General features: G+C 64.6%; 22 protein-coding genes. 14 read left to right on the top strand and 8 right to left on the bottom strand.

All coding sequences use genetic code 11. The annotated features are described in order from the left end of the window. Nucleotides 1-114 precede the first annotated feature (114 nt). The 4 genes from rfaE2 to PSV33_RS00780 form a co-directional block, all read right to left on the bottom strand. Nucleotides 115-621, bottom strand: coding sequence for a D-glycero-beta-D-manno-heptose 1-phosphate adenylyltransferase (rfaE2, locus tag PSV33_RS00795; RefSeq protein WP_300557588.1), 507 nt, complete (start codon nucleotides 619-621; stop codon nucleotides 115-117). A 9-nt stretch (nucleotides 622-630) separates the two neighbouring features. After that, complete coding sequence (locus tag PSV33_RS00790; protein WP_300557586.1) at nucleotides 631-981, bottom strand: Rid family hydrolase; 351 nt, start codon at nucleotides 979-981, stop codon at nucleotides 631-633. Further along, on the bottom strand, nucleotides 981-1,850 hold the full coding sequence (locus PSV33_RS00785) for a ferritin-like domain-containing protein (RefSeq protein ID WP_300557584.1): 870 nt from the start codon (nucleotides 1,848-1,850) through the stop codon (nucleotides 981-983). The genes PSV33_RS00790 and PSV33_RS00785 overlap by 1 nt, the downstream gene beginning before the upstream one ends. A 203-nt stretch (nucleotides 1,851-2,053) precedes the next feature. Next, nucleotides 2,054-3,070, bottom strand: coding sequence for a MerR family transcriptional regulator (locus PSV33_RS00780; RefSeq protein WP_300557582.1), 1,017 nt, complete (start codon nucleotides 3,068-3,070; stop codon nucleotides 2,054-2,056). Between the two features lie 124 nt (nucleotides 3,071-3,194). Between PSV33_RS00780 and PSV33_RS00775 the strand changes: the two genes are divergently transcribed. The 9 genes from PSV33_RS00775 (at nucleotide 3,195) to PSV33_RS00735 (ending at nucleotide 11,269) form a co-directional block, all read left to right on the top strand. Beyond that, on the top strand, nucleotides 3,195-3,791 hold the full coding sequence (locus tag PSV33_RS00775) for a glutathione peroxidase (RefSeq protein WP_300557580.1): 597 nt from the start codon (nucleotides 3,195-3,197) through the stop codon (nucleotides 3,789-3,791). Nucleotides 3,792-4,139: 348 nt separating this feature from the next. Beyond that, nucleotides 4,140-5,465: an FAD-dependent oxidoreductase gene (locus PSV33_RS00770; RefSeq protein ID WP_300557578.1), complete on the top strand. Its 1,326-nt coding sequence runs from the start codon at nucleotides 4,140-4,142 to the stop codon at nucleotides 5,463-5,465. Further along, nucleotides 5,462-6,295, top strand: coding sequence for a DUF1365 domain-containing protein (locus PSV33_RS00765; RefSeq protein WP_300557577.1), 834 nt, complete (start codon nucleotides 5,462-5,464; stop codon nucleotides 6,293-6,295). Before PSV33_RS00770 ends, PSV33_RS00765 begins: the two co-directional genes overlap by 4 nt. Beyond that, nucleotides 6,292-7,542 (top strand): cyclopropane-fatty-acyl-phospholipid synthase family protein, encoded by a 1,251-nt coding sequence (locus PSV33_RS00760; RefSeq protein ID WP_300557575.1) that lies wholly within the window; start codon nucleotides 6,292-6,294, stop codon nucleotides 7,540-7,542. The genes PSV33_RS00765 and PSV33_RS00760 overlap by 4 nt, the downstream gene beginning before the upstream one ends. Before the next feature lie 5 nt (nucleotides 7,543-7,547). Continuing rightward, on the top strand, nucleotides 7,548-8,114 hold the full coding sequence (locus tag PSV33_RS00755; protein ID WP_300557573.1) for a chalcone isomerase family protein: 567 nt from the start codon (nucleotides 7,548-7,550) through the stop codon (nucleotides 8,112-8,114). After that, nucleotides 8,111-9,406: an MFS transporter gene (locus PSV33_RS00750; RefSeq protein WP_300557571.1), complete on the top strand. Its 1,296-nt coding sequence runs from the start codon at nucleotides 8,111-8,113 to the stop codon at nucleotides 9,404-9,406. Before PSV33_RS00755 ends, PSV33_RS00750 begins: the two co-directional genes overlap by 4 nt. Then, nucleotides 9,403-9,963 (top strand): DUF3833 domain-containing protein, encoded by a 561-nt coding sequence (locus PSV33_RS00745; protein ID WP_300557569.1) that lies wholly within the window; start codon nucleotides 9,403-9,405, stop codon nucleotides 9,961-9,963. Before PSV33_RS00750 ends, PSV33_RS00745 begins: the two co-directional genes overlap by 4 nt. Nucleotides 9,964-10,050: 87 nt before the next feature. Next, nucleotides 10,051-10,821 carry an SDR family NAD(P)-dependent oxidoreductase gene (locus PSV33_RS00740; RefSeq protein ID WP_300557567.1) on the top strand — a complete coding sequence of 257 codons (771 nt, stop codon included), beginning with the start codon at nucleotides 10,051-10,053 and terminating at the stop codon, nucleotides 10,819-10,821. Between the two features lie 7 nt (nucleotides 10,822-10,828). Continuing rightward, entirely contained in the window at nucleotides 10,829-11,269 is a 441-nt protein-coding gene (locus tag PSV33_RS00735) for a nuclear transport factor 2 family protein (RefSeq protein ID WP_300557565.1), read from the top strand. A gap of 195 nt (nucleotides 11,270-11,464) precedes the next feature. Here the strand turns inward: PSV33_RS00735 and PSV33_RS00730 are convergent, their stop codons facing one another. Beyond that, the gene (locus PSV33_RS00730) at nucleotides 11,465-12,091 is read right to left on the bottom strand and encodes a glutathione S-transferase C-terminal domain-containing protein (protein WP_300557563.1); all 627 of its coding nucleotides are present in this window, start codon (nucleotides 12,089-12,091) and stop codon (nucleotides 11,465-11,467) included. Between the two features lie 174 nt (nucleotides 12,092-12,265). Between PSV33_RS00730 and purB the strand changes: the two genes are divergently transcribed. Beyond that, nucleotides 12,266-13,654: an adenylosuccinate lyase gene (gene purB, locus PSV33_RS00725; protein ID WP_300557561.1), complete on the top strand. Its 1,389-nt coding sequence runs from the start codon at nucleotides 12,266-12,268 to the stop codon at nucleotides 13,652-13,654. A gap of 110 nt (nucleotides 13,655-13,764) precedes the next feature. Here purB and PSV33_RS00720 read toward each other — a convergent pair whose 3' ends face one another. Together PSV33_RS00720 and PSV33_RS00715 are read right to left on the bottom strand one after the other, a co-directional pair. After that, nucleotides 13,765-14,073, bottom strand: a complete 309-nt coding sequence (locus PSV33_RS00720) for a DUF2007 domain-containing protein (protein ID WP_300557559.1) — start codon at nucleotides 14,071-14,073, stop codon at nucleotides 13,765-13,767. A gap of 83 nt (nucleotides 14,074-14,156) precedes the next feature. Further along, nucleotides 14,157-14,588: a DUF3717 domain-containing protein gene (locus PSV33_RS00715; RefSeq protein WP_300557557.1), complete on the bottom strand. Its 432-nt coding sequence runs from the start codon at nucleotides 14,586-14,588 to the stop codon at nucleotides 14,157-14,159. Between the two features lie 36 nt (nucleotides 14,589-14,624). Between PSV33_RS00715 and PSV33_RS00710 the strand changes: the two genes are divergently transcribed. The 4 genes from PSV33_RS00710 (at nucleotide 14,625) to PSV33_RS00695 (ending at nucleotide 16,759) form a co-directional block, all read left to right on the top strand. Next, nucleotides 14,625-14,933: a hypothetical protein gene (locus PSV33_RS00710; protein WP_300557555.1), complete on the top strand. Its 309-nt coding sequence runs from the start codon at nucleotides 14,625-14,627 to the stop codon at nucleotides 14,931-14,933. 136 nt (nucleotides 14,934-15,069) lie between these two features. After that, on the top strand, nucleotides 15,070-15,798 hold the full coding sequence (locus PSV33_RS00705; RefSeq protein ID WP_300557553.1) for a TerC family protein: 729 nt from the start codon (nucleotides 15,070-15,072) through the stop codon (nucleotides 15,796-15,798). An 82-nt stretch (nucleotides 15,799-15,880) separates the two neighbouring features. Next, on the top strand, nucleotides 15,881-16,330 hold the full coding sequence (locus PSV33_RS00700) for a hypothetical protein (RefSeq protein ID WP_300557551.1): 450 nt from the start codon (nucleotides 15,881-15,883) through the stop codon (nucleotides 16,328-16,330). A gap of 78 nt (nucleotides 16,331-16,408) precedes the next feature. Further along, nucleotides 16,409-16,759: a phage holin family protein gene (locus PSV33_RS00695; RefSeq protein ID WP_300557549.1), complete on the top strand. Its 351-nt coding sequence runs from the start codon at nucleotides 16,409-16,411 to the stop codon at nucleotides 16,757-16,759. Here PSV33_RS00695 and PSV33_RS00690 read toward each other — a convergent pair. Next, nucleotides 16,718-18,256: a M48 family metalloprotease gene (locus tag PSV33_RS00690; protein WP_300557547.1), complete on the bottom strand. Its 1,539-nt coding sequence runs from the start codon at nucleotides 18,254-18,256 to the stop codon at nucleotides 16,718-16,720. The genes PSV33_RS00695 and PSV33_RS00690 overlap by 42 nt on opposite strands. Nucleotides 18,257-18,285 lie beyond the last annotated feature (29 nt).

The raw sequence follows: 18,285 nt of genomic DNA, 5'->3' as shown, positions 1-18,285 counted from the left end.
TGCAGAAGCACCGACTGGGGGGGAGTCATTCAGGCCCCAGGCCCTTGTATCTGCTGCGCAGGCAGCTCCTGATTTGGTAGCAGATGGCGCTGCCACGGGCAGGACCAACCGGCCCTAGGACGCGTGGCGAATTTTCTGTACCAGCGCCGTGGTCGAGTAGCCGTCGACAAACGGAATCGCCAGCGCGCGGCCGCCATAGGCCTTGACCACGGCCGTCTCGGCGAGCCTGTCCATGTCGTAGTCGCCGCCCTTGACCAGGATGTCGGGCCGCAGTTCGGTGATCAGCGCCAGCGGCGTGTCCTCGTCAAACCAGGTGACCAGGCTCACCGATTCGAGCGCAGCCATCAGCACCGCGCGGTCTTCTTCGTTGTTGAGCGGGCGGTCCGGGCCCTTGCCCAGGCGCCGGGCCGAGTCGTCGGTGTTGAGCGCCACCACCAGGCTGCCTCCCAGCGCCCGCGCATGGGCCAGGTAAGTGGCGTGGCCACGGTGCAGCACATCGAACACGCCATTGGTGAACACCACAGGCTGCGGCAATGCCGCCACGCGCCGGGCAGCTTCGCCGCGGGAAACGATTTTGTGGGTGAAGATGGGGGAAGGAGGTGGGGGTGATGCGCCTTGCATCACGCCACTTTAACGGAAGGCCAGCGCCACCATCTCGACCAGCAGGCCGCCATCGAGCTGCGCACCCACCACGGCACGCTGCGGCCAGGTGGCGCTGTCCTCGCCGATCCATTCGCGCCAGGCAACATCGAGCTGTTTTTTGTGCTCCAGGTCGCTCAGGAAGACCTGCACGCTGAGCAAGCTGGCGCGGGACGCGCCGACGTGACCGAGGTGGGCATCAAGCATGACCAGCGTCTGCGCCAGTTGTCCGGAAAAATCCAGCCCGGCATCACTGGCATTGGCCACCGCAAACACCTGGGCGCCCCGGGCGACGACGCGGCTGCGGCCCCCCGACGCGCTGGGCCAACGGATGTCGGACATCAGGCGCCAGTGGCCACCGGTGCTGGGGCGACCGATGCCGCGATTTCCTTGCTCAGTTCCTTGCGGTAACGGTTGAGCTCCTGCACGGACTTGAAGCTCTGGTTCATCAGCAGGCTCATGTTGTGCAGGATGCGTTCGACCACCTTGCCTTCCCAGACGGCGTCGAAATCGATCTGCTTGTCGAGCCAGTGCTCCAGCCACTCCGGGTTGGGTAGACGCGACTGGATGGTGTCCCGCGGAAACAGGGCCTTGTTCACGTGCAGGTTGGTCGGGTGAAGCGCCTGCGCCGTGCGCCGGGCACTGGCCATCAACACGCCGACCTTGGTGAAGGCGGCCTTGGCATCGTTGCCGAAGTTGTTGATGGCGCGTTTCATGTAGCGCAGGTAAGCCCCGCCGTGGCGCGCCTCGTCCTGGCTGAGCTGGGTGTAGATCTGCTTGATCACCGGCTCGGTGTGCCACTCGCTGGCGCGCCGGTACCAGTGGTTGAGCCGGATCTCGCCGCAGAAATGCAGCATCAGGGTCTCCAGCGCGGGGGCGGGTTCGAATTCAAAACGCACCTCATGCAGCTCTTTTTCAGTGGGCGCCAGCTCGGGGCGAAAGCGCCGCAGGTATTCCATCAGCACCAGCGAGTGTTTCTGCTCTTCGAAAAACCAGATCGACATGAAAGCGGAAAAGTCGCTGTCATCCTTGTTGTCGCGCAGAAACATCTCGGTGGCCGGCAGCGCCGCCCACTCGGTGATGGCATTCATCTTGATGGTCTGCGCCTGCTCGTCGGTCAGCCTGGAGGCATCGAAACTTGCCCAGGGAATGTCCTTGTCCATGTCCCAGCGGACGGATTCGAGCTGTTTGAAAAGTTCGGGATAAAGCATAGACACTCCTTACGCGGCAAGCGCAGCACTAGATTCACTCCGATTTTAGGGGCTGAATGTGACAGGCTTTTTCAAGCCGGATTTCAGCCCTTCGTCATGCGGGGTTCAGGGCGATGGCGCGTTTTGCACGCCTCTTCAACCCTTCTACACCCTTGCGCCGACCTTGGGTAGCGGCCAACACCGCCAGAATGCCACCCGCCGGATCAGGGCCGCGCCTGACGCCAGCGCAGGAGTTCCGGTTCGATGGCGGCAAAGCTGTCGAGCACATACACGCCCGGCACGCTGCGGCGCTGCAGCACGGGACAGGTACCCCCGGTCCAGATCTCCACCGCCGGCGGCAACAGGCCGCGCAGGTCAGCCAGCCCCTGCGTCACATCCTTGGGGTTGAGGCTGGCGCTGAAGCTGAGCACCACGATGCTGGCCCCGTGCGCCAGCGCCGCCCGGGCAATGTCGGGCACCGGCGTTTGCACGCCCAGCGACAGGCAGTTGCAGCCCTGCTGCGCCAGAAAGGTTTCTGCCATCAGCAGGCCCAGCCCGTGCGACTCCTGCGGAAACGTGGTCAGCAGGACCCGGGGTGACGCGGCAACGCCATCGCCCAGACCGCCGATGCCCTGGCGCAGCACGGCTGTGACCGACTCGGTATAGAAATGCTCCTCGAAAATTTCCAGCTGCCCATTCATCCAGGCGTCGCCGATCAGCGTGTTGAGGGGTACCACCAGCGTGCTGACGAACGATGCCAGGCCCAGCTCCCGCGCGGCGCTGGCCAGGGTGCTGCGCAGGCCCGGCGCGTCGTGGCGCCTGACCAGCTCCAAACAGGCCTGGACCTGCGGCGCCAGGACCGCTGCCGCTGGGCTGTCGTCTTCCGCTGTCACGGTGATCTTGCCGCGCCGGCCATGCGAACGCTGCTTGCTATCGCCGGCCTGGCGGCCCAAGGCCTGCAACTCCGCATGCGGCAAACCCACCACCTTCCCGGGCCGGTGCCCGGCGTCCAGCAGCCGCTTGATCAGGCGCAGCTGCTCGAGCTGCTCGCGTGAATACAGGCGTTCACCGTGGCTGTCGCGGTCGGGCAGGGGAAAGAGGTAGCGTCGCTCCCAGACCCGCAGGGTGTCCTTGGACAGGCCCGTGTCACGCTCCACCGCGGCAATCGTCAAACCGCGGGCAGGGGCGCCGGCCGGGCCGGGAACTACCGGACCGGGCAGGGAGGGACAGGTGGGCAGCATGCTTGAATCTGATCGCGCCCACAATGCGTATTTTTATCGGACAAGGGCAGGTTCCCGGTACTTTGATCCTGTGGCGCACACCCTGCGCAACAAGACCTCCCATTATTGAACAGCGAGCAAGATCATGAAACATCCGTCCCTTAAACCCTGGCTCTTGCTGGCGCTGCTGGCGGGCATGACGGCCCTCGCGCCGGCCCGGGCGGCCACACCCGGCGCGGCTTCGGCCCCCACGGCGCCGGCATGCGCCCCCCTGCTGCAACACAGCTTTTTGCGTCTGCAGGACGAAAAGCCCCAGTCCCTGTGCCAGTACAGCGGCAAGGTGCTGGTGGTGGTCAACACCGCCAGCTTCTGCGGTTTCACCCGCCAGTACGAGGGCCTTGAAGCGCTGTATGCACGCTACCGGGACAAGGGCCTGGTGGTGCTGGGCTTCCCGTCCAACGATTTCTCCCAGGAAAGCGGCAGCAACAAGGAAATCGCCGACTTCTGCGAGAACACCTTTGGCGTGAAGTTTCCGATGTTCGTCAAATCCAGTGTGTCCGGCCCGGCGGCCAATCCGCTGTTCCGGCAGCTGACCGAGAAGACCGGTCAGCGACCGCGCTGGAACTTTCACAAGTACGTGGTGGCGCGCGATGGGCAGCGTGTGACCAGCTTCAACACCGCCACCGACCCCAAAGACCCTGCCTTCCTCAAGGACATAGAAGAGAAATTGTTAGGCAAATAAATACCAATCGGTAATAATTTAACCACGTAGTCTTTTTTGAAACTTAACGGACAACACCTGCTTTTCCACGAACGCCATTCACACCCGACTTTTTGATGACCTCCGCGACGTTAACGAATTTTTACATCAGCCCGCTCCCCCCATCGGGGAACTGGAGGCGGGGTCGCGGACTCATAACCGTATCGGCATGGACACGCCAGCCTGACGCCGACAGGCACTGTTTTTTGTTGCGAAGACTTCCGGCCGCTCGCGGCACGGATGCAATCCCGGGGCGGTTCTCCTCCTCCTCCCTCCCTCCCTTGTTCGCTTCGGGGCGCTTCGCAGCATTTTTATCTTCCGGGCTGTGAGATGAATTCTCCAGCCCGCCCCAAGGTCGCCATCGTCGGCTCCGGCATTGCCGGTCTGGCGGCCGCCCACGCCCTGCAGGGCCGGGCCGACCTCACCCTGTTCGAAGCCGGCAGCTACTTTGGTGGCCACACCCATACGGTTGACATCACCCTGCCAACGCCGCAAGGCCTTGTCACCCACGGTGTCGATACCGGCTTTCTGGTCTTCAATGAACGCACCTATCCCCACCTGATCGAGCTGTTTGCAGAGCTCGGCGTGGTCACCGCCCGGTCCGACATGTCGTTTTCGGTCAAGCTCCCGGGCAGCGGCAAGCGCGGCGCCCTGGAGTGGAGCGGCTCCAGCCTGAACACGGTGTTCGCCCAGCGCGGCAACCTGCTGAACTGGAGGTTCTGGCGCATGCTCCGCGACATCATGCGTTTCAACCGCACGGCCACGGCGCTGGCCGAAAGCGGCGCAGAAGCGGCCATGATGCAGCCGCTCGGTGACTTCCTGCGCGAGGGCAACTTTTCAGCCGAGTTCCGCGACTGGTATTTCCTGCCGATGCTGGGTTGCATCTGGTCCTGCCCGACCGACCAGATGCTGCAATTCCCGGTGGCCACCATGATCCGCTTCTGCCACAACCACGGCCTGATCCAGGTGGCCGACCGGCCGCAGTGGTGGACGGTGACCGGTGGCGCCCGGCATTACGTTGAAAAAATTGTCGCCAGCATCGCCGACAAGCGCCTGAACACACCGGTGCGCAGCATCGTCCGCGATGCCTTTTCCGCCCAAGGCGGTGTGCGCGTGATCACCGACGGCGCTGACGAACGGTTCGACAAGGTCGTACTGGCCACCCACTCCGACCAGTCGCTGGCCCTGTTGCACAACCCGAGTGGCGCAGAAAGCACGGTGCTGGGCGCGATCGGCTACCAGCCCAACCGCGCCGTGCTGCACACCGACACCTCGGTGCTGCCGGCGCGCCGGCTGGCCTGGGCCGCCTGGAACTACGAACGTGCGCAGGACCCGCAGCGCGAGTCCTCCCGGGTCTGCCTGCACTACCTGCTGAACATGCTGCAACCGCTGCCATTTACCCAGCCGGTGGTGGTGTCGCTGAACCCGGCGGCGCCTATTGCTGCCGAGCACATCATGGGCGAATTCGACTATGCCCATCCGGTTTTTGACGCGGCAGCCATCCGTGCGCAGAAAGAGCTGCCCGGGCTACAGGGCCGCCAGCACAGCTATTTCTGCGGTGCCTGGACCGGTTATGGTTTTCATGAAGACGGTTTGAAGTCGGGACTGGGCGTGGCCCGACAGCTCTTGCAGGATCTGGCCGGAGCGGCGCCATGAACGCGCAGCCAGGCATGGACGGCGTGCGGAGCGTCGGGGCTGCGTCTGCCCAAGCCGGGGCCGCGGAAGTCGGGGCCTCATTACCTCTGATCGGTTTTGGCGAGGTGCGGCACACCCGCCTCAAGCCCGCTGTCAACGCCTTCAACTACCCGACCTATTTCCTGATGCTGCCGCTGCGCAGCCTGCGCCAGAACGGCAACGGCGCGCTGGCACGCAACCGCGGCGCGGCACTGAGCTTTTTTGACCGCGATCACGGCGAGGGCAGCGACGACTGCCTGGCCTGGGTCGATGCGCTGCTGGCGCGCGAGGGCATCACAGACGCCGCCGGCGAGGTCTGGCTGCACACCTACCCGCGGGTGCTCGGCCACACCTTCAAGCCGGTCAGCTTCTGGTACTGCCACAGTGCCGACGGCGAATTGCGCGCCATCGTTGTCGAAGTCAACAACACCTTTGGCGAGCGCCACTGTTACCTGCTCGACCGACCGCGTTATGGCCAGGAACTGCAGGCCGTCAAGGTGTTTCACGTGTCGCCGTTTTGCACGCTCGACGGCTTCTATCGCTTCCGTTTCATGCGTGCCAAAACCGAAGGCATCGAAAAAACGGTGGCACGCATCGACTACGACGACGGGCAGGGGCCGCTGCTGCAAACCAGCGTTGCCGGTACGCTGCAGGTCCTCACCGCGGCCACGCTGCGCAAGGCCCTGTGGGGCTATCCGGCCATGACGGTGGGAGTGGTGGCACGCATTCACTGGCAGGCCCTCAAGCTCTGGCGCAAACGTGTGCCATTTGTCAGCAAACCCCAGCCCCCTGAAATTTTTGTGACCCGATGAACACTGCCACCAACACTCCTGCTTCCCGCGCCGCCAGTCCCCCGTTCGCGCTGCCCAGCGGTGCTCCGGCCGCAGCACGCACGGCTTTTCGCCTGCTGTCACGCCTCAAACACGGCACCCTGACCCTGCAGTTGCCCGACGGCAGCATGCAGCGTTTCGGCTCGGGCGAGGCCCCCACGGCCAGCCTGCGGCTGGTGAACTGGAAAGTCTGCAGCGCCGCGCTGCGTTCGGGCGACATCGGTTTCGCCGAAAGTTTCATCGCCGGCGACTGGACCACCCCGCACCTGACCGAGCTGTTGCGCGTGTTGATCGTCAACCGCAAGGAAGTCGAGGACGTGATCTACGGCACCTGGCTGGGGCGCCTGGCCTACCGCGTCAAGCACCTGCTCAACCGCAACACCAAGGCCAACAGCCAGAAAAACATCCACGCACATTACGACCTGGGCAATGCCTTCTACGAGCTGTGGCTGGACAGCACGATGAATTACTCATCGGCCATCTTCGAGACGCCACAGACCTCGATGAAGGATGCGCAGCATGCCAAGGTCAGGCGCGCGCTGCGCATGGCTGGCGTGAAAGCCGGCGACCGGGTGCTGGAAATCGGTTGCGGCTGGGGCGCTCTGGCCGAAATGGCCACCACCGAATTTGACGCCTCCGTCGTCGGCGTGACGCTGAGCACCGAACAACTCGCCTGGGCGCAGCAGCGCATGGCCCGGGCAGGCGCGGCCGACAAGGCAGATTTGAGGTTGCAGGACTACCGCGACATAGGCAAAACCAGCGGTGATGCGCCGTTTGATGCGATCTGCTCGATTGAAATGGTCGAAGCCGTCGGGCGTGAATACTGGCCCACCTACTTTCAGGCGGTGGCGCGCCTGCTGAAGCCCGGCGGCCTGGCCTGCGTGCAGAGCATCGTGATTGCCGACGAACTGTTTGAGCGTTACGTCTCGTCGACCGACTTCATCCAGCAGTACATCTTTCCGGGCGGTTGCCTGCCCTGCCCGAAGGAGTTCCGCGCCCAGGCGCGGGCCGCCGGGCTGGAGGTTATCGACGAGTTTTCGTTTGGCCAGGACTACGCGCACACGCTCAGGCTGTGGCGCGAACAGTTCATGGCGCAAGAGTCACGGGTGCTCCAGCTCGGGTTTGACAAAAGGTTCATCCGCATATGGGAGTTCTACCTGGCCTACTGCGAGGCCGCCTTCGCGCAGGCCAACACCGACGTGGTGCAGTACACGCTGCGCAAGATCTGACGGGCGTGCTGCTGCTGGCGCTGGCGCTGGTCATGGGCGCCGGCGCTGCCGTGCCGGCCGCCGCGCAGACCGGCACTGAAGCCACGGCAGGCAGCCCCAGGCCGCCGGAACTGGAGGGCGCCCTGCCGCAGGGCAGGCTGCTGGGCGGCGGGCGCCTGCGTGTTTTCGGTTTTCAGGTTTACGACGCGCGCCTGTGGGCGGCGCCGGGCTTTCGGGTGGACAACTTCGCCAACCAGGCGCTGGCGCTGGAGCTGAGCTACCTGCGCGCGTTTGAAGGGCAGGCGATCGCCGAACGCTCGATCACGGAAATGCGCCGCACCGCGCCGGTCAGCGACGACCTGGCAGACCAGTGGCTGGCCGCGCTGCGCCGGGTGCTGCCCGATGTCAGAAAGGGCGATCGCATCATGGGTGTGCACCGGCCCGGGGTGGGTGCGGCCTTCTGGATGAATGGCAAGCCGCTGGGCGAAATACGTGACGCCGAGTTTGCCAAACGCTTCTTCGGCATCTGGCTGTCGCCCGGCACTTCCGAGCCCGGCCTGCGCAACGCACTGGTAACCGGAGCAGGCGTGTGAAGCCTGCCGTCGCCCCGGGCGCCTTTGGCACCCGCAACGGCCTGGCCTACGGCCTGCTGGGGCTGCCACTGGCTTTTGTGGCCCTGCCGCTGTACGTGATCCTGCCCAACCACTACGCCCGTGAATTTGGTGTGCCGCTGGCCACCCTGGGCGCGGTGCTGCTGGGCGCACGCCTGTTTGATGCCCTGATCGACCCGTTGCTGGGCCGCCTCAGCGACCGCCTGTTTGCACGCTCGGCCAGGGCGGTGCTGGGCCTGGGCGCCATCGCTGCGCTGGTGCTGGCGCTGGGTTTTGCGCTGCTGTTTTTCCCGCTGGTAAGTGCGCCGTCGGCGCTGGTGGTCTGGGCCAGCCTGATGCTGATGCTGACCTATGCCGGCTACAGCGCGCTCAGCGTGTCGCACCAGTCCTGGGGCGCCATGCTGGGCGGCGACGAACGCCAGCGCAGCCGCATCGTGGCCTGGCGCGAGGGGCTGGGTCTGGTCGGCGTGGTGCTCGCGTCGATCACGCCGGTCGTGTTCGGCCTGCCGGCGAGCACCGCGCTGTTTTTTGTGGCCTTGACAGTCGGCTGGCTGGCCTGGACGCGCGCCGACCGACCGGTGCCGCAGCACGCACCCGCCGGCTTCCACGCGGCGACCTCGATCTGGCTGCCGTTTCGCCAGCCGGGCTTTCGCCGCCTGCTCGCGGTCTTCCTGCTCAACGGCACGGCCAGCGCGGTGCCTGCAACGCTGGTGCTGTTTTTCATCCAGGACCGGCTGCAGGCGCCACCCAGCCAGGAGCCGCTGTTTCTGGGCAGCTATTTCGTGAGCGCGGCCCTGTCCATTCCGCTGTGGCTGGCGCTGGTCAAACGGTTCGGGCTGGCGCCGACCTGGCTGCTGGGCATGGTTCTGGCGATTGCCACCTTTGGCTGGGCGACGCAGATAGCCGCGGGGGATACCGTGGCCTTCGTGATCGTCTGCGCGCTGTCCGGCATTGCGCTGGGCACCGACCTGGCGCTGCCCGGCGCGTTGCTGGCCGGCGTGATCCAGGCCAACGGCCAGTCGGGCCGGGCCGAAGGCGCTTACTTCGGCTGGTGGAATTTCGCCATCAAGCTCAACCTGGCGCTCGCCGCCGGCCTGGCCCTGCCGCTGCTCAGCCTGTTCGGCTACGCGCCGGGCGCACGCGACGCGCAGGCGCTGAATGCGCTGCTGGTGGCGTATTGCGTGCTGCCCTGTCTGCTCAAGCTGGCCGCCGCCGCCTGCCTCTATTTTTTCGTCATCCAACACCCGTCAGAACCTGAAAAGGCCACCCCATGAAACCATTTCCTCACAAAACTGCCGCCGCGCTGGCCCTGTCCCTGACGCTGCTGGTCGGGCTGGCGGGCTGCGCCGGCCCGCAGATCAGCGATTACGCCGCCGAAAAACCGGTGCTCGACATGCGCCAGTATTTCAATGGCACGGTCGATGCGTACGGCGTGTTCACCGACCGCTCGGGCAAGGTCGTCAAACGTTTCACCGTGGTCATGACCTGCAGCTGGCAGGGCCCGCCAGGCGCGGAGACCGGCGTGCTCGATGAAGCCTTCACCTACTCGGACGGCAGCACGGACCGTCGGGTCTGGACCCTCAAACGCACACCGGACGGCCGCTACACCGGTACCGCCGCCGATGTGCTCGGCGAAGCCGCCGGCGAGGAAAAAGGCAATGCCTTCCGCTGGGGCTACACGCTCAAGCTGCCGGTCGACGGGCGCGTGATTGAGGTGCAGTTCGACGACTGGATGTACCTGATGAACGACAAGGTGTTGCTCAACAAGGCGGTGATGAGCAAGTTCGGCATCCGGCTCGGTGAGGTCACGCTGTCGTTCACGAAACGCTGAGCACGCCTCCATTCTTCAAGTCAAATTGGCCTGCAGCCCTTGAACCACCTGGGCCACCAGCTATCATTTTTATAACAAATCAGCACCATGTCGTACAACCTTCCCCTTCGTGACTGGCACGGCAAAACCGTGTGGCTGGTCGGCGCCTCCAGCGGCATTGGCCAGGCCACGGCGCATGCCCTGCATGAGGCCGGCGCGAAGGTCGTGGTGTCCGCGCGCAATGGCGCGGCGCTGGAGGCCTTTGTGGCCACCCACCCCGGCGCACAGGCCCTGGTACTCGACGCGTCGGACGCGGCTGCGGTGCACACCGCGGCGCAATCGGTGCTGGCCCAGGGGCCGCTGGACCTGATGATGTACTGCGCGGGTTACTACAAGGAACAGCGCGCCACCGCTTTTGACCTGGCAGAGATGCTCAGGCACCAGCAGGTCAACTACGTGGGAGCCCTGTATGTGATCGACGCGGTGTTGCCGACGATGCTGCAACGTGGCAGCGGCCACCTCAGCCTGGTTGGCAGCGTGGCCGGCTACCGCGGCCTGCCGCAAAGCCTGGCCTACGGGCCGACCAAGGCGGCGCTGATCAACCTAGCCGAAACCCTGTACCTGGACTTGCAGGCCAGCGGCGTGGGGGTGAGTCTCGTCAACCCCGGCTTTGTCGAAACACCACTGACCGCCGGCAACCAGTTCAGCATGCCGGCGCTGATCAGCCCGGCGCAGGCGGCGGCCGAGATCCTGGCCGGCTGGGCACGGGGCCAGTTCGAGATCCACTTTCCGAAACGGTTTACGCTCTGGATGAAGACGCTGCGCATCTTGCCGTACGCGCTGTATTTTCCGGCAATCCAAAAATTCACAGGCCTGTGAGCGCCCCATGAACCCAATCCCGAATGACCCGGTTGAGCCGCTGGTGCATTTTTTTGAAACCCTGAGTCCAGCCAGCGTGGCGCGCATGGGCGAGTTCTATGCGGTCGATACCTGGTTCAAGGACCCGTTCAACGAAGTGCAGGGCCTGGCACAGGTGCAGCGCATCTTCAACCACATGTACGTGGCACTGGAGCGGCCGCGTTTTGTGGTGACGGCGCAGGTGGTCGACGGACTTCAGTGTTTCCTGACCTGGAACTTCGAGTTTTATTTCAGGCGACGTGGGCCGCAGCAGCTGCAGACCATACGCGGCGCCTCGCACATCAGCTTCAACGAGGCCGGCCTGGTGACGCGCCACCGCGACTACTGGGACGCCGCAGAGGAGCTGTATGAAAAGCTGCCGCTGTTGGGCAGCCTGATGCGCTGGCTGAAAAAACGGGCTGGGACGTAGCCCCCACGGTCGTTCACTTCGAGCCTGCGGCGGCTCCCTGCCCCTTGCACCTGGAAAAGGGCCGCTGCGCCTGCGGACTGGCAAAGCCAGATCCGCGGCTTCTGCGGAGCTGGAGAGTCCCCGAGGTTGCTCCTGTTTTTATAGCTGCTGGCCCGCATGAGAAAAGGGCTACAGGCCTTTTTTGCCTGAAACGACTCAGGAAGGCAGGGTGTCGATAAAACTCGGCCGCTGCGCCAGCTTGTCATACAGCCGGGTCAGGTTGGGGTAGGGCGTGCGCCAGTCGATCTGCGGAAAACGGAAGTCCAGGTAACCCAGGGCGCAGCCGACCGCGATGTCGGACAGGCTCAGGTGGATGCCGCTGCAAAACGGCTTGTCGCCCAGGCCGGTGCTCATGGCCCGCACGGTCGTGTCGATCTTGTCCATCTGGCGGTCTATCCAGGCCTTGCAGCGCTGCTTGTCGTCGCGGCCGGCCCAGGTGGCCTCCAGCCGCGCAAGGATGGCCGCGTCGAGCAGGCCATCGGCCAGGGCCTCCCAGGTTTTCACCTCGGCGCGTTCACGGCCCTGCACCGGAATCAGCTTGCCGACGGGCGAAAGGGTGTCCAGGTACTCGACGATCACGCGCGAGTCGAAAACGGCTTCTTCCGATCCGTTGGCGCCTTCCATGACCAGGCAGGGCACCTTGCCCAGCGGATTGGATTCGGACATGGTCGTGCCCGCGGCCCACACGTCTTCAATGACGAACTGGTAGTCGAGCTTTTTTTCGGCCATCACAATGCGCACTTTGCGCACATAAGGGCTGCCGTAGGATCCAATGAGTTTCATAGTCAATCTTTTGTCGTGGGCCCTGGGGCGATGGGGTCGAAATGCCTCGGCCAAACAGCTTAGCAGGCCATCCTGTTGGATTCTATCGAGTATGCGTCGGCCAGGCCTGCCACGCTGCAAAAAGCGGGCAAGCTGTCTGCCGGGGCGCCAGGCCACCCGCCTACAATGTCGCCCATGAACCCGTCCACCAGCTTTTCCATCACCGCCCTGTCACCCCTGGACGGCCGTTACGCCGCCAGACTCGCCCCCCTGCGGCCGCTGATGTCGGAGCTCGGTTACATGCACCGCCGCGTCCAGGTGGAAGTCGCCTGGTTCATCGCCTTGTCGGATGCGGGTTTTGCCGAATTCAAGCCCTTGACCCCGGGTGCACGCACCTACCTGCTCGGACTGGTCAAGCACTTCTCCGAAAGCGACGCGGTCGCGATCAAGGAGATCGAAAAAACCACCAACCACGACGTGAAGGCGGTCGAGTACTGGATCAAGTCCAGGTTCGAAGCCCGGCCCGAGCTGGAGGCTGCCGCCGAGTTTGTGCATTTCGCCTGCACCAGCGAAGACATCAACAACACCAGCCATGCGCTGCAGCTCAAAAGCAGCCGCGAGCAGGTCTTGCTGCCGGCGCTGGACAAGGTCATCACGCAGCTGCGCGAGATGGCACACCGCTACGCCGACGAGCCCATGCTGAGCCGCACCCACGGGCAGACCGCCAGCCCGACCACCGTCGGCAAGGAGATTGCCAACGTGGTGGCCCGCCTGGACGTCGCACGCGAGCGCATCGCCGCCGTCAAGCTGATGGCCAAGATGAACGGCGCCGTCGGCAACTACAACGCCCACCTGTCGGCTTGGCCCGACTTCGACTGGGAGGCGCTGAGCCGTCACGTGATCGAGTCGCCCGAGCCACTGGGACTGGGCCTGACCTTCCAGCCCTACAGCATCCAGATCGAGCCGCACGACTACATGGCCGAGCTGTTCGACGCGGTGGCGCGCACCAACACCATCCTGATCGACTTTGCGCGTGATATCTGGGGTTATGTCAGCGTGGGTTACTTCAAGCAGCGCCTCAAGGCCGGCGAGATCGGCTCCAGCACCATGCCGCACAAGGTCAACCCGATCGATTTCGAAAATGCCGAAGGCAACCTCGGCCTGGCCAACGCGCTGCTGCGCCACCTGAGCGAAAAGCTGCCCATCAGCCGCTGGCAACGCGACCTGACCGACAGCACCGTGCTGCGCAACATGGGCGTGGCCTTTGGTTACGCCGTGCTGGCCTACAGCTCCATGAACACCGGACTGGGCAAGCTCGAACTCAACCATGAGGCGCTGGCTGACGACCTCGATGCCTCGTGGGAAGTGCTGGCCGAGCCGATCCAGACGGTGATGCGCCGTTACGGCGTGCAGGGCGCCTACGAAAAACTCAAGGAAGTCACGCGCGGCAAAACCGTCACCGCCGAAGCGCTGCACGGGCTGATCCGCTCACTGGAGATTCCGGACGCGGAAAAAGACCGCCTGCTGGCCATGACGCCTGCCAGTTATGTGGGCAAGGCGGCTGAACTGGCCAAAAGGATTTAGCCCCCACGCTTTTCACTTCGTGTAATGCGCTGCCCCCCGAGGGGGCCGCTGCGCCTGCGGCCCGGCGGAGCCGGTTCCGCGGCCCCAACTTGAAGATGCAGTGACCCGTTTCAGGCAGGCGCCGGCATGTCGGCGCCACAGGACCAGCACTGCTCAAAACCGCCCTCCACCGTTTCGCCGCAGGCGCAGAGCCACCGGCGTTGCGGCAGGTTCTGCAGGCTGTGCAGCAAGGCCTCGGCGCGCGGCTTTTCGTGGTCGTGGGTCAGCCAGACTTCGGGCTGGCACTGGTCGGGCGGCAATTCTCCCGCCACGCTGCCGAGAAAATAACGCTGCACCGTGGCCGAAAAGCCCGCCTGCTGCAACACATCGGCCCAGAGCGCCGCAATGGCAATGTTGGGCGCACGGGCAAGTCGGAGCATCAGCCCAGTTTACTCCTGAATCCATAGCTGCCCGCGCCCGCTGTATAAGGGCTGGAAGCCAAAAAGACCCTGCTTTCAGCGCTTCAGGGCAGCGCTGGCGGTGCATCCCTCTTTTCCAGCGCACGGTCGGCATAACGGCCAAACCGCCAGGCCGTGTCTTCCTGAGTAATACGCCGCCAGGTTCCGCGTTTGGCCGCCGGGCTCATTTCGGGCCAGCGCTGCACCTCCTCAAAGGTGCGCCCGCAACCCTTGCACAACTCGTCGCCCTGACTGGTCGAGCAGATGGCAATACAGGGCGTGTCGGCGGTCGTGTCGTACCAGGCGCGCCAGGCCGCCATGGCCCGGGGCGGAAAACCGGTCTCGTCGGCCTCTTCCTCGTGGTGGAAAACCAGCAAGGCGTAGACCTCGGCCAGGGCGCGCAGCTCGGGCGCGAGCGTGATGCCGTCGGGCGAGGGCTTTTTCTCGCGCCAGTAGTTGATGGCCGCTTCAATGTCGGTGATGTGGATGCCAGGCATGCGGGTCGGAAATGGGGTGAACGTGGACGCCAGAAAATGGGCCTCAGCGACGACGATGGCCGCCGCAACTTCGGGCTGGCTGAGGCATTATCGGCCACGCGGCCAGCCAACGCAGCAACGCGGGTTTTCGCGATATTGCGCAGGCCGCGACCCGGCGGATTTGCAAAGCGGGCAGTTTTGTTGTCCAATATGCTCACGAAGGGGAGTAACTCCCTCGTTTTGCTGCATTACAAGATAAAACACCCCAACAGCAAAATCGCTTCAGCAAGTCGTCATTACGAAGCTCACGCTTCCGGCTTGCTGGACATGCAGCGACACTGCATGTCGAGCCAGACCTTCGATTGAAACCTGTACGGGTTTGATCGAGGCGTCCGCGGCAACAACCCGCTGCATCACTCATTGACCTGTCCAGCTTCAACGAAGCAGGAAATCCGCATGCGGATTTCCAACGTCAAAACCCGGATAGCGAAGTGAGCGGAACATGGAACTTTTCTCGACACCCTGGTGGTCAGCCCTGCTGGCCATCATCCTGATCGATCTCGTACTGGCCGGCGACAACGCCATCGTGATTGCGCTGGCCGCACGCAACCTGCCTTCACATCTGCAGAAAAAAGCCATCGTCTGGGGCACGGTAGGCGCCATCGTCGTACGCTCGGCGATGACGGTCGGGGTGGTCTGGCTGCTCAAGATTCCGGGTCTGATGCTCGTTGGCGGCCTGGGCCTGCTGTGGATTGCGTACAAGCTGCTGGCTGACCAGGGCGACAAGGAGCATGACGGCCCGGTGGCCAGCACCTTCTGGAGTGCGATGAAAACCATTGTGGTCGCTGATGCGCTGATGGGCGTGGACAACGTGCTGGGCGTGGCGGGTGCCGCTCATGGCGCATTTGACCTGGTCGTCATCGGCCTGCTGATCAGCATCCCGATCGTGGTGTTCGGCAGCACCATGGTGCTCAAGCTGGTGGAGCGCTTCCCGGTCATCATCAATATCGGTGCAGCCGTGCTGGCCTTCACCGCAGCCAAGATGATCGTCAGTGAGCCCTTGCTGGACATGGTCTATGGGGGTCCAGAGTCCCCGCCAGCGAGCGAAATCCTGCACACCGCTGCCCAGTGGGGCACCTACACCCTGGCCGTCACGGGCGTACTCGGTGCCGGCTGGTGGGTCACCCGCAGGTCCAAGTCCGAACGGGACAACAAACTCGCCACCGAATGAACACCAGAGCACCGCACAGGCCCTGCGGACTGTGCATCGCAGCCCGAAAGTCCCCATAGCACGTAAAACCAAGGAGAACTTTATGGACACCATGATTGTGTATATCGATGAAGCCGCTTATGCGCTGAAGATGCTGACGCCCATGCTGCAGTCCGCTCCGGCGCGTACGCCGACCCGATGGATTGTGGTGGGCTGCGCGCCACGCATCACCCATCGCGTGAGTAAATGGGTCACGAACAGCGCCCGCGACAGCTGGCGCGGCAAGTGGGCCGAACAGGTTTTTGCAAAAGTCCTCCCACTGCTAAAGGCCCCTGGCGACGAGGTGATTACCCAGATAGCACGCGGACCGCTGTGCAAACTGACGGAATCTCTGCTGGCCCAGCACGGCACGGCACGTGTGCTGGATGCGCGCCGACCCAAATTCGGCCAGGACCTGCCGCCCGTCACAAGCCAGCAACCTCAGGAACCGCAGGGAGTCTGGGGTTATGCCGCCGTTGTTGCCGGTGCTGGCATGATGCTGGCTGCGGACTGACCCGGCGTCCGCCTTGTAGCGCTCCGGCAACTCGTTGGGTCGGCGGTCGGGCTGGCCTGCGGTGGTATTCTCGGTTCCATGAAACTTATCGTCAAATGGCTGTGTAGCGCAGCCGCCTTGCTGGCGGTGGCCTATCTGTATTCCGGCGTGACCGTAACCAGCTTCCCCGCGGCGCTGCTTGCTGCCGCCGTGCTGGGGGCGCTCAACACGGTGGTGCGCCCGATACTGGTATTGCTGACCCTGCCGGTGACGCTGGTGACGCTGGGGCTGTTCCTGTTTGTCATCAACGCCCTGATGTTCTGGGCGGCCGCCAGCCTGCTCAGCGGCCTGCATGTCACCGGATTTGTCGCCGCCCTGATCGGTTCGCTGATCTACTCCGTGTTGCAGCTAGCGATCGAGTTTCTCCTGGAGCGCCTGCTCCCTAAGTAACTGGTCGATCTCGCGCGCCCGCGTGTCGATGATGGACGCATCAACATAGTTGCTGGCCGCCGCACCGCCGTCGCGGCCGCTGCGGATCAGGTCCTGCGCGGCCTTGAAGCGGTCACGGGCCCCAGGGTAGTCCAGCTGCGCCACCCGGCTCTCGGCATCGGCCCGAATCGCGCGCAGTGTCTGCCCCTGCTGGCCCCAGGCTGTCGCCAGCAGTTGCCAGGCGATGGCATCTTTCGGATGGTTGGTGACCCAGGTTTGCAGGGCGCCTGACACATCCTGCGCCCGACCTGCAGCGAGATCCGCCCGGGCCTGCAGCAAGAGGGCAGCCCGGCTGCGCGTATCGCCCAGTTTCGGCAAAGCCGCGGTGTTGCCGGCAGCCAGCTCGACCTCCAGTGCCAGCCACTCGACCGGATCGGCCAGAGGCGTCTTTGCGGGCACCGCCGACTTGAGCTTGCCTGCCAGGCTGCGCGCCAGGGCATGATCGCGCAGCCGGCTCGCCGCCAGGGCGCCGCCATACAGGGCTCCGGCATCGCGCGGTGTCAAAGCCACATTCGCCGCACCGCCAAGCGACACCCGCTGCGCATCGGCCACCATGGGTCGCAATCCATCCACCCCCGGGTCACCCAGAACACGTGCCCGGGCAGCCATCACGGCGTGCAGCAGGCGCGCACCGCCCGACTCTTCGCCGGCGCCCGTGGGCGCTGGACTCGTCCCGCCCTCGAGCTGCAGCCGGCCCTTGATCTCGGCAATACGCTCGGTCGTCAGCGGGTGGCTGCGCAGGTAGGGAAACGCGCCATTGTCATTGAGCCGCGAGGCCTGCTGCAGCTTGTCGAACATGCTGGCGAAGCCCTGCTTTTCGAAACCGGCATCGGCCATCACGCCAAAGCCAATCCGGTCGGCCTCGCGCTCCATGTCCCGCGAAAAATTGAGCTGGTTCTGCACGGCCAGGGCCTGCCCGCCTGCAATGGCCGCATTGGCGGCGTCCGGGCTTTTGTTGGCGGCCAGGGCGCCGAGGATCATGGCCGCAATCAGCCAGGGCATCTGCTGGCTCTGCTTGCTCATCAGGCGCGAAATATGCCGCTGCGTCACGTGACTCAACTCGTGCGCCAGAACCGAGGCCAGTTCGTCTCGGGTGGCCACGGCGCCTATCAGCCCCAGATGCACACCCAGATAACCCCCCGGCAAGGCGAAGGCGTTGATGCTGCGGTCGCGGATCTGCATGACGTCCCAGGCAAACCGCTCGTCCAGCTCCGGACCCAGCTCGCCCCGGGCCCGCGCCGCCCTCATCAGGGGCTGCCAGATGCCCTGCAGGTAGTCGCCCAGCACCGGGTCGTCCAGGTAGTCGGGGTCGCGGTAAATGCTGGCGGCAATGCGGTCGCCGAGCCGCCGTTCGGCACTGGCGGACAACTCCGAGGTGTCGCCCAGCGCCGGCAGGGCGCCGCTGGGCCGGGCTGGTGACTGGGCCTGCGCCAGGCTGCCGGGTGCAATGAAAATCATGGCCGCCAGGGCAAGAGGACTCAGGACAA

The organism is Polaromonas sp., assembly GCF_029945895.1.
In the GTDB taxonomy this organism is placed as follows: Bacteria; Pseudomonadota; Gammaproteobacteria; order Burkholderiales; family Burkholderiaceae_C; genus Polaromonas.
The sequence above is the reverse complement of the archived record's forward strand: the minus strand, read 5'-3'. Positions and strand labels throughout refer to the sequence as shown.

Coding starts and splice junctions, on each gene's coding strand:
- rfaE2 (WP_300557588.1), bottom strand. CDS start 621: ATGCAAGGCGCATCACCCCCACCTCCTTCCCCCATCTTCACCCACAAA.
- PSV33_RS00790 (WP_300557586.1), bottom strand. CDS start 981: ATGTCCGACATCCGTTGGCCCAGCGCGTCGGGGGGCCGCAGCCGCGTC.
- PSV33_RS00785 (WP_300557584.1), bottom strand. CDS start 1,850: ATGCTTTATCCCGAACTTTTCAAACAGCTCGAATCCGTCCGCTGGGAC.
- PSV33_RS00780 (WP_300557582.1), bottom strand. CDS start 3,070: ATGCTGCCCACCTGTCCCTCCCTGCCCGGTCCGGTAGTTCCCGGCCCG.
- PSV33_RS00775 (WP_300557580.1), top strand. CDS start 3,195: ATGAAACATCCGTCCCTTAAACCCTGGCTCTTGCTGGCGCTGCTGGCG.
- PSV33_RS00770 (WP_300557578.1), top strand. CDS start 4,140: ATGAATTCTCCAGCCCGCCCCAAGGTCGCCATCGTCGGCTCCGGCATT.
- PSV33_RS00765 (WP_300557577.1), top strand. CDS start 5,462: ATGAACGCGCAGCCAGGCATGGACGGCGTGCGGAGCGTCGGGGCTGCG.
- PSV33_RS00760 (WP_300557575.1), top strand. CDS start 6,292: ATGAACACTGCCACCAACACTCCTGCTTCCCGCGCCGCCAGTCCCCCG.
- PSV33_RS00745 (WP_300557569.1), top strand. CDS start 9,403: ATGAAACCATTTCCTCACAAAACTGCCGCCGCGCTGGCCCTGTCCCTG.
- PSV33_RS00740 (WP_300557567.1), top strand. CDS start 10,051: ATGTCGTACAACCTTCCCCTTCGTGACTGGCACGGCAAAACCGTGTGG.
- PSV33_RS00735 (WP_300557565.1), top strand. CDS start 10,829: ATGAACCCAATCCCGAATGACCCGGTTGAGCCGCTGGTGCATTTTTTT.
- PSV33_RS00730 (WP_300557563.1), bottom strand. CDS start 12,091: ATGAAACTCATTGGATCCTACGGCAGCCCTTATGTGCGCAAAGTGCGC.
- purB (WP_300557561.1), top strand. CDS start 12,266: ATGAACCCGTCCACCAGCTTTTCCATCACCGCCCTGTCACCCCTGGAC.
- PSV33_RS00720 (WP_300557559.1), bottom strand. CDS start 14,073: ATGCTCCGACTTGCCCGTGCGCCCAACATTGCCATTGCGGCGCTCTGG.
- PSV33_RS00715 (WP_300557557.1), bottom strand. CDS start 14,588: ATGCCTGGCATCCACATCACCGACATTGAAGCGGCCATCAACTACTGG.
- PSV33_RS00710 (WP_300557555.1), top strand. CDS start 14,625: ATGGGCCTCAGCGACGACGATGGCCGCCGCAACTTCGGGCTGGCTGAG.
- PSV33_RS00705 (WP_300557553.1), top strand. CDS start 15,070: ATGGAACTTTTCTCGACACCCTGGTGGTCAGCCCTGCTGGCCATCATC.
- PSV33_RS00700 (WP_300557551.1), top strand. CDS start 15,881: ATGGACACCATGATTGTGTATATCGATGAAGCCGCTTATGCGCTGAAG.
- PSV33_RS00695 (WP_300557549.1), top strand. CDS start 16,409: ATGAAACTTATCGTCAAATGGCTGTGTAGCGCAGCCGCCTTGCTGGCG.
- PSV33_RS00690 (WP_300557547.1), bottom strand. CDS start 18,256: ATGATTTTCATTGCACCCGGCAGCCTGGCGCAGGCCCAGTCACCAGCC.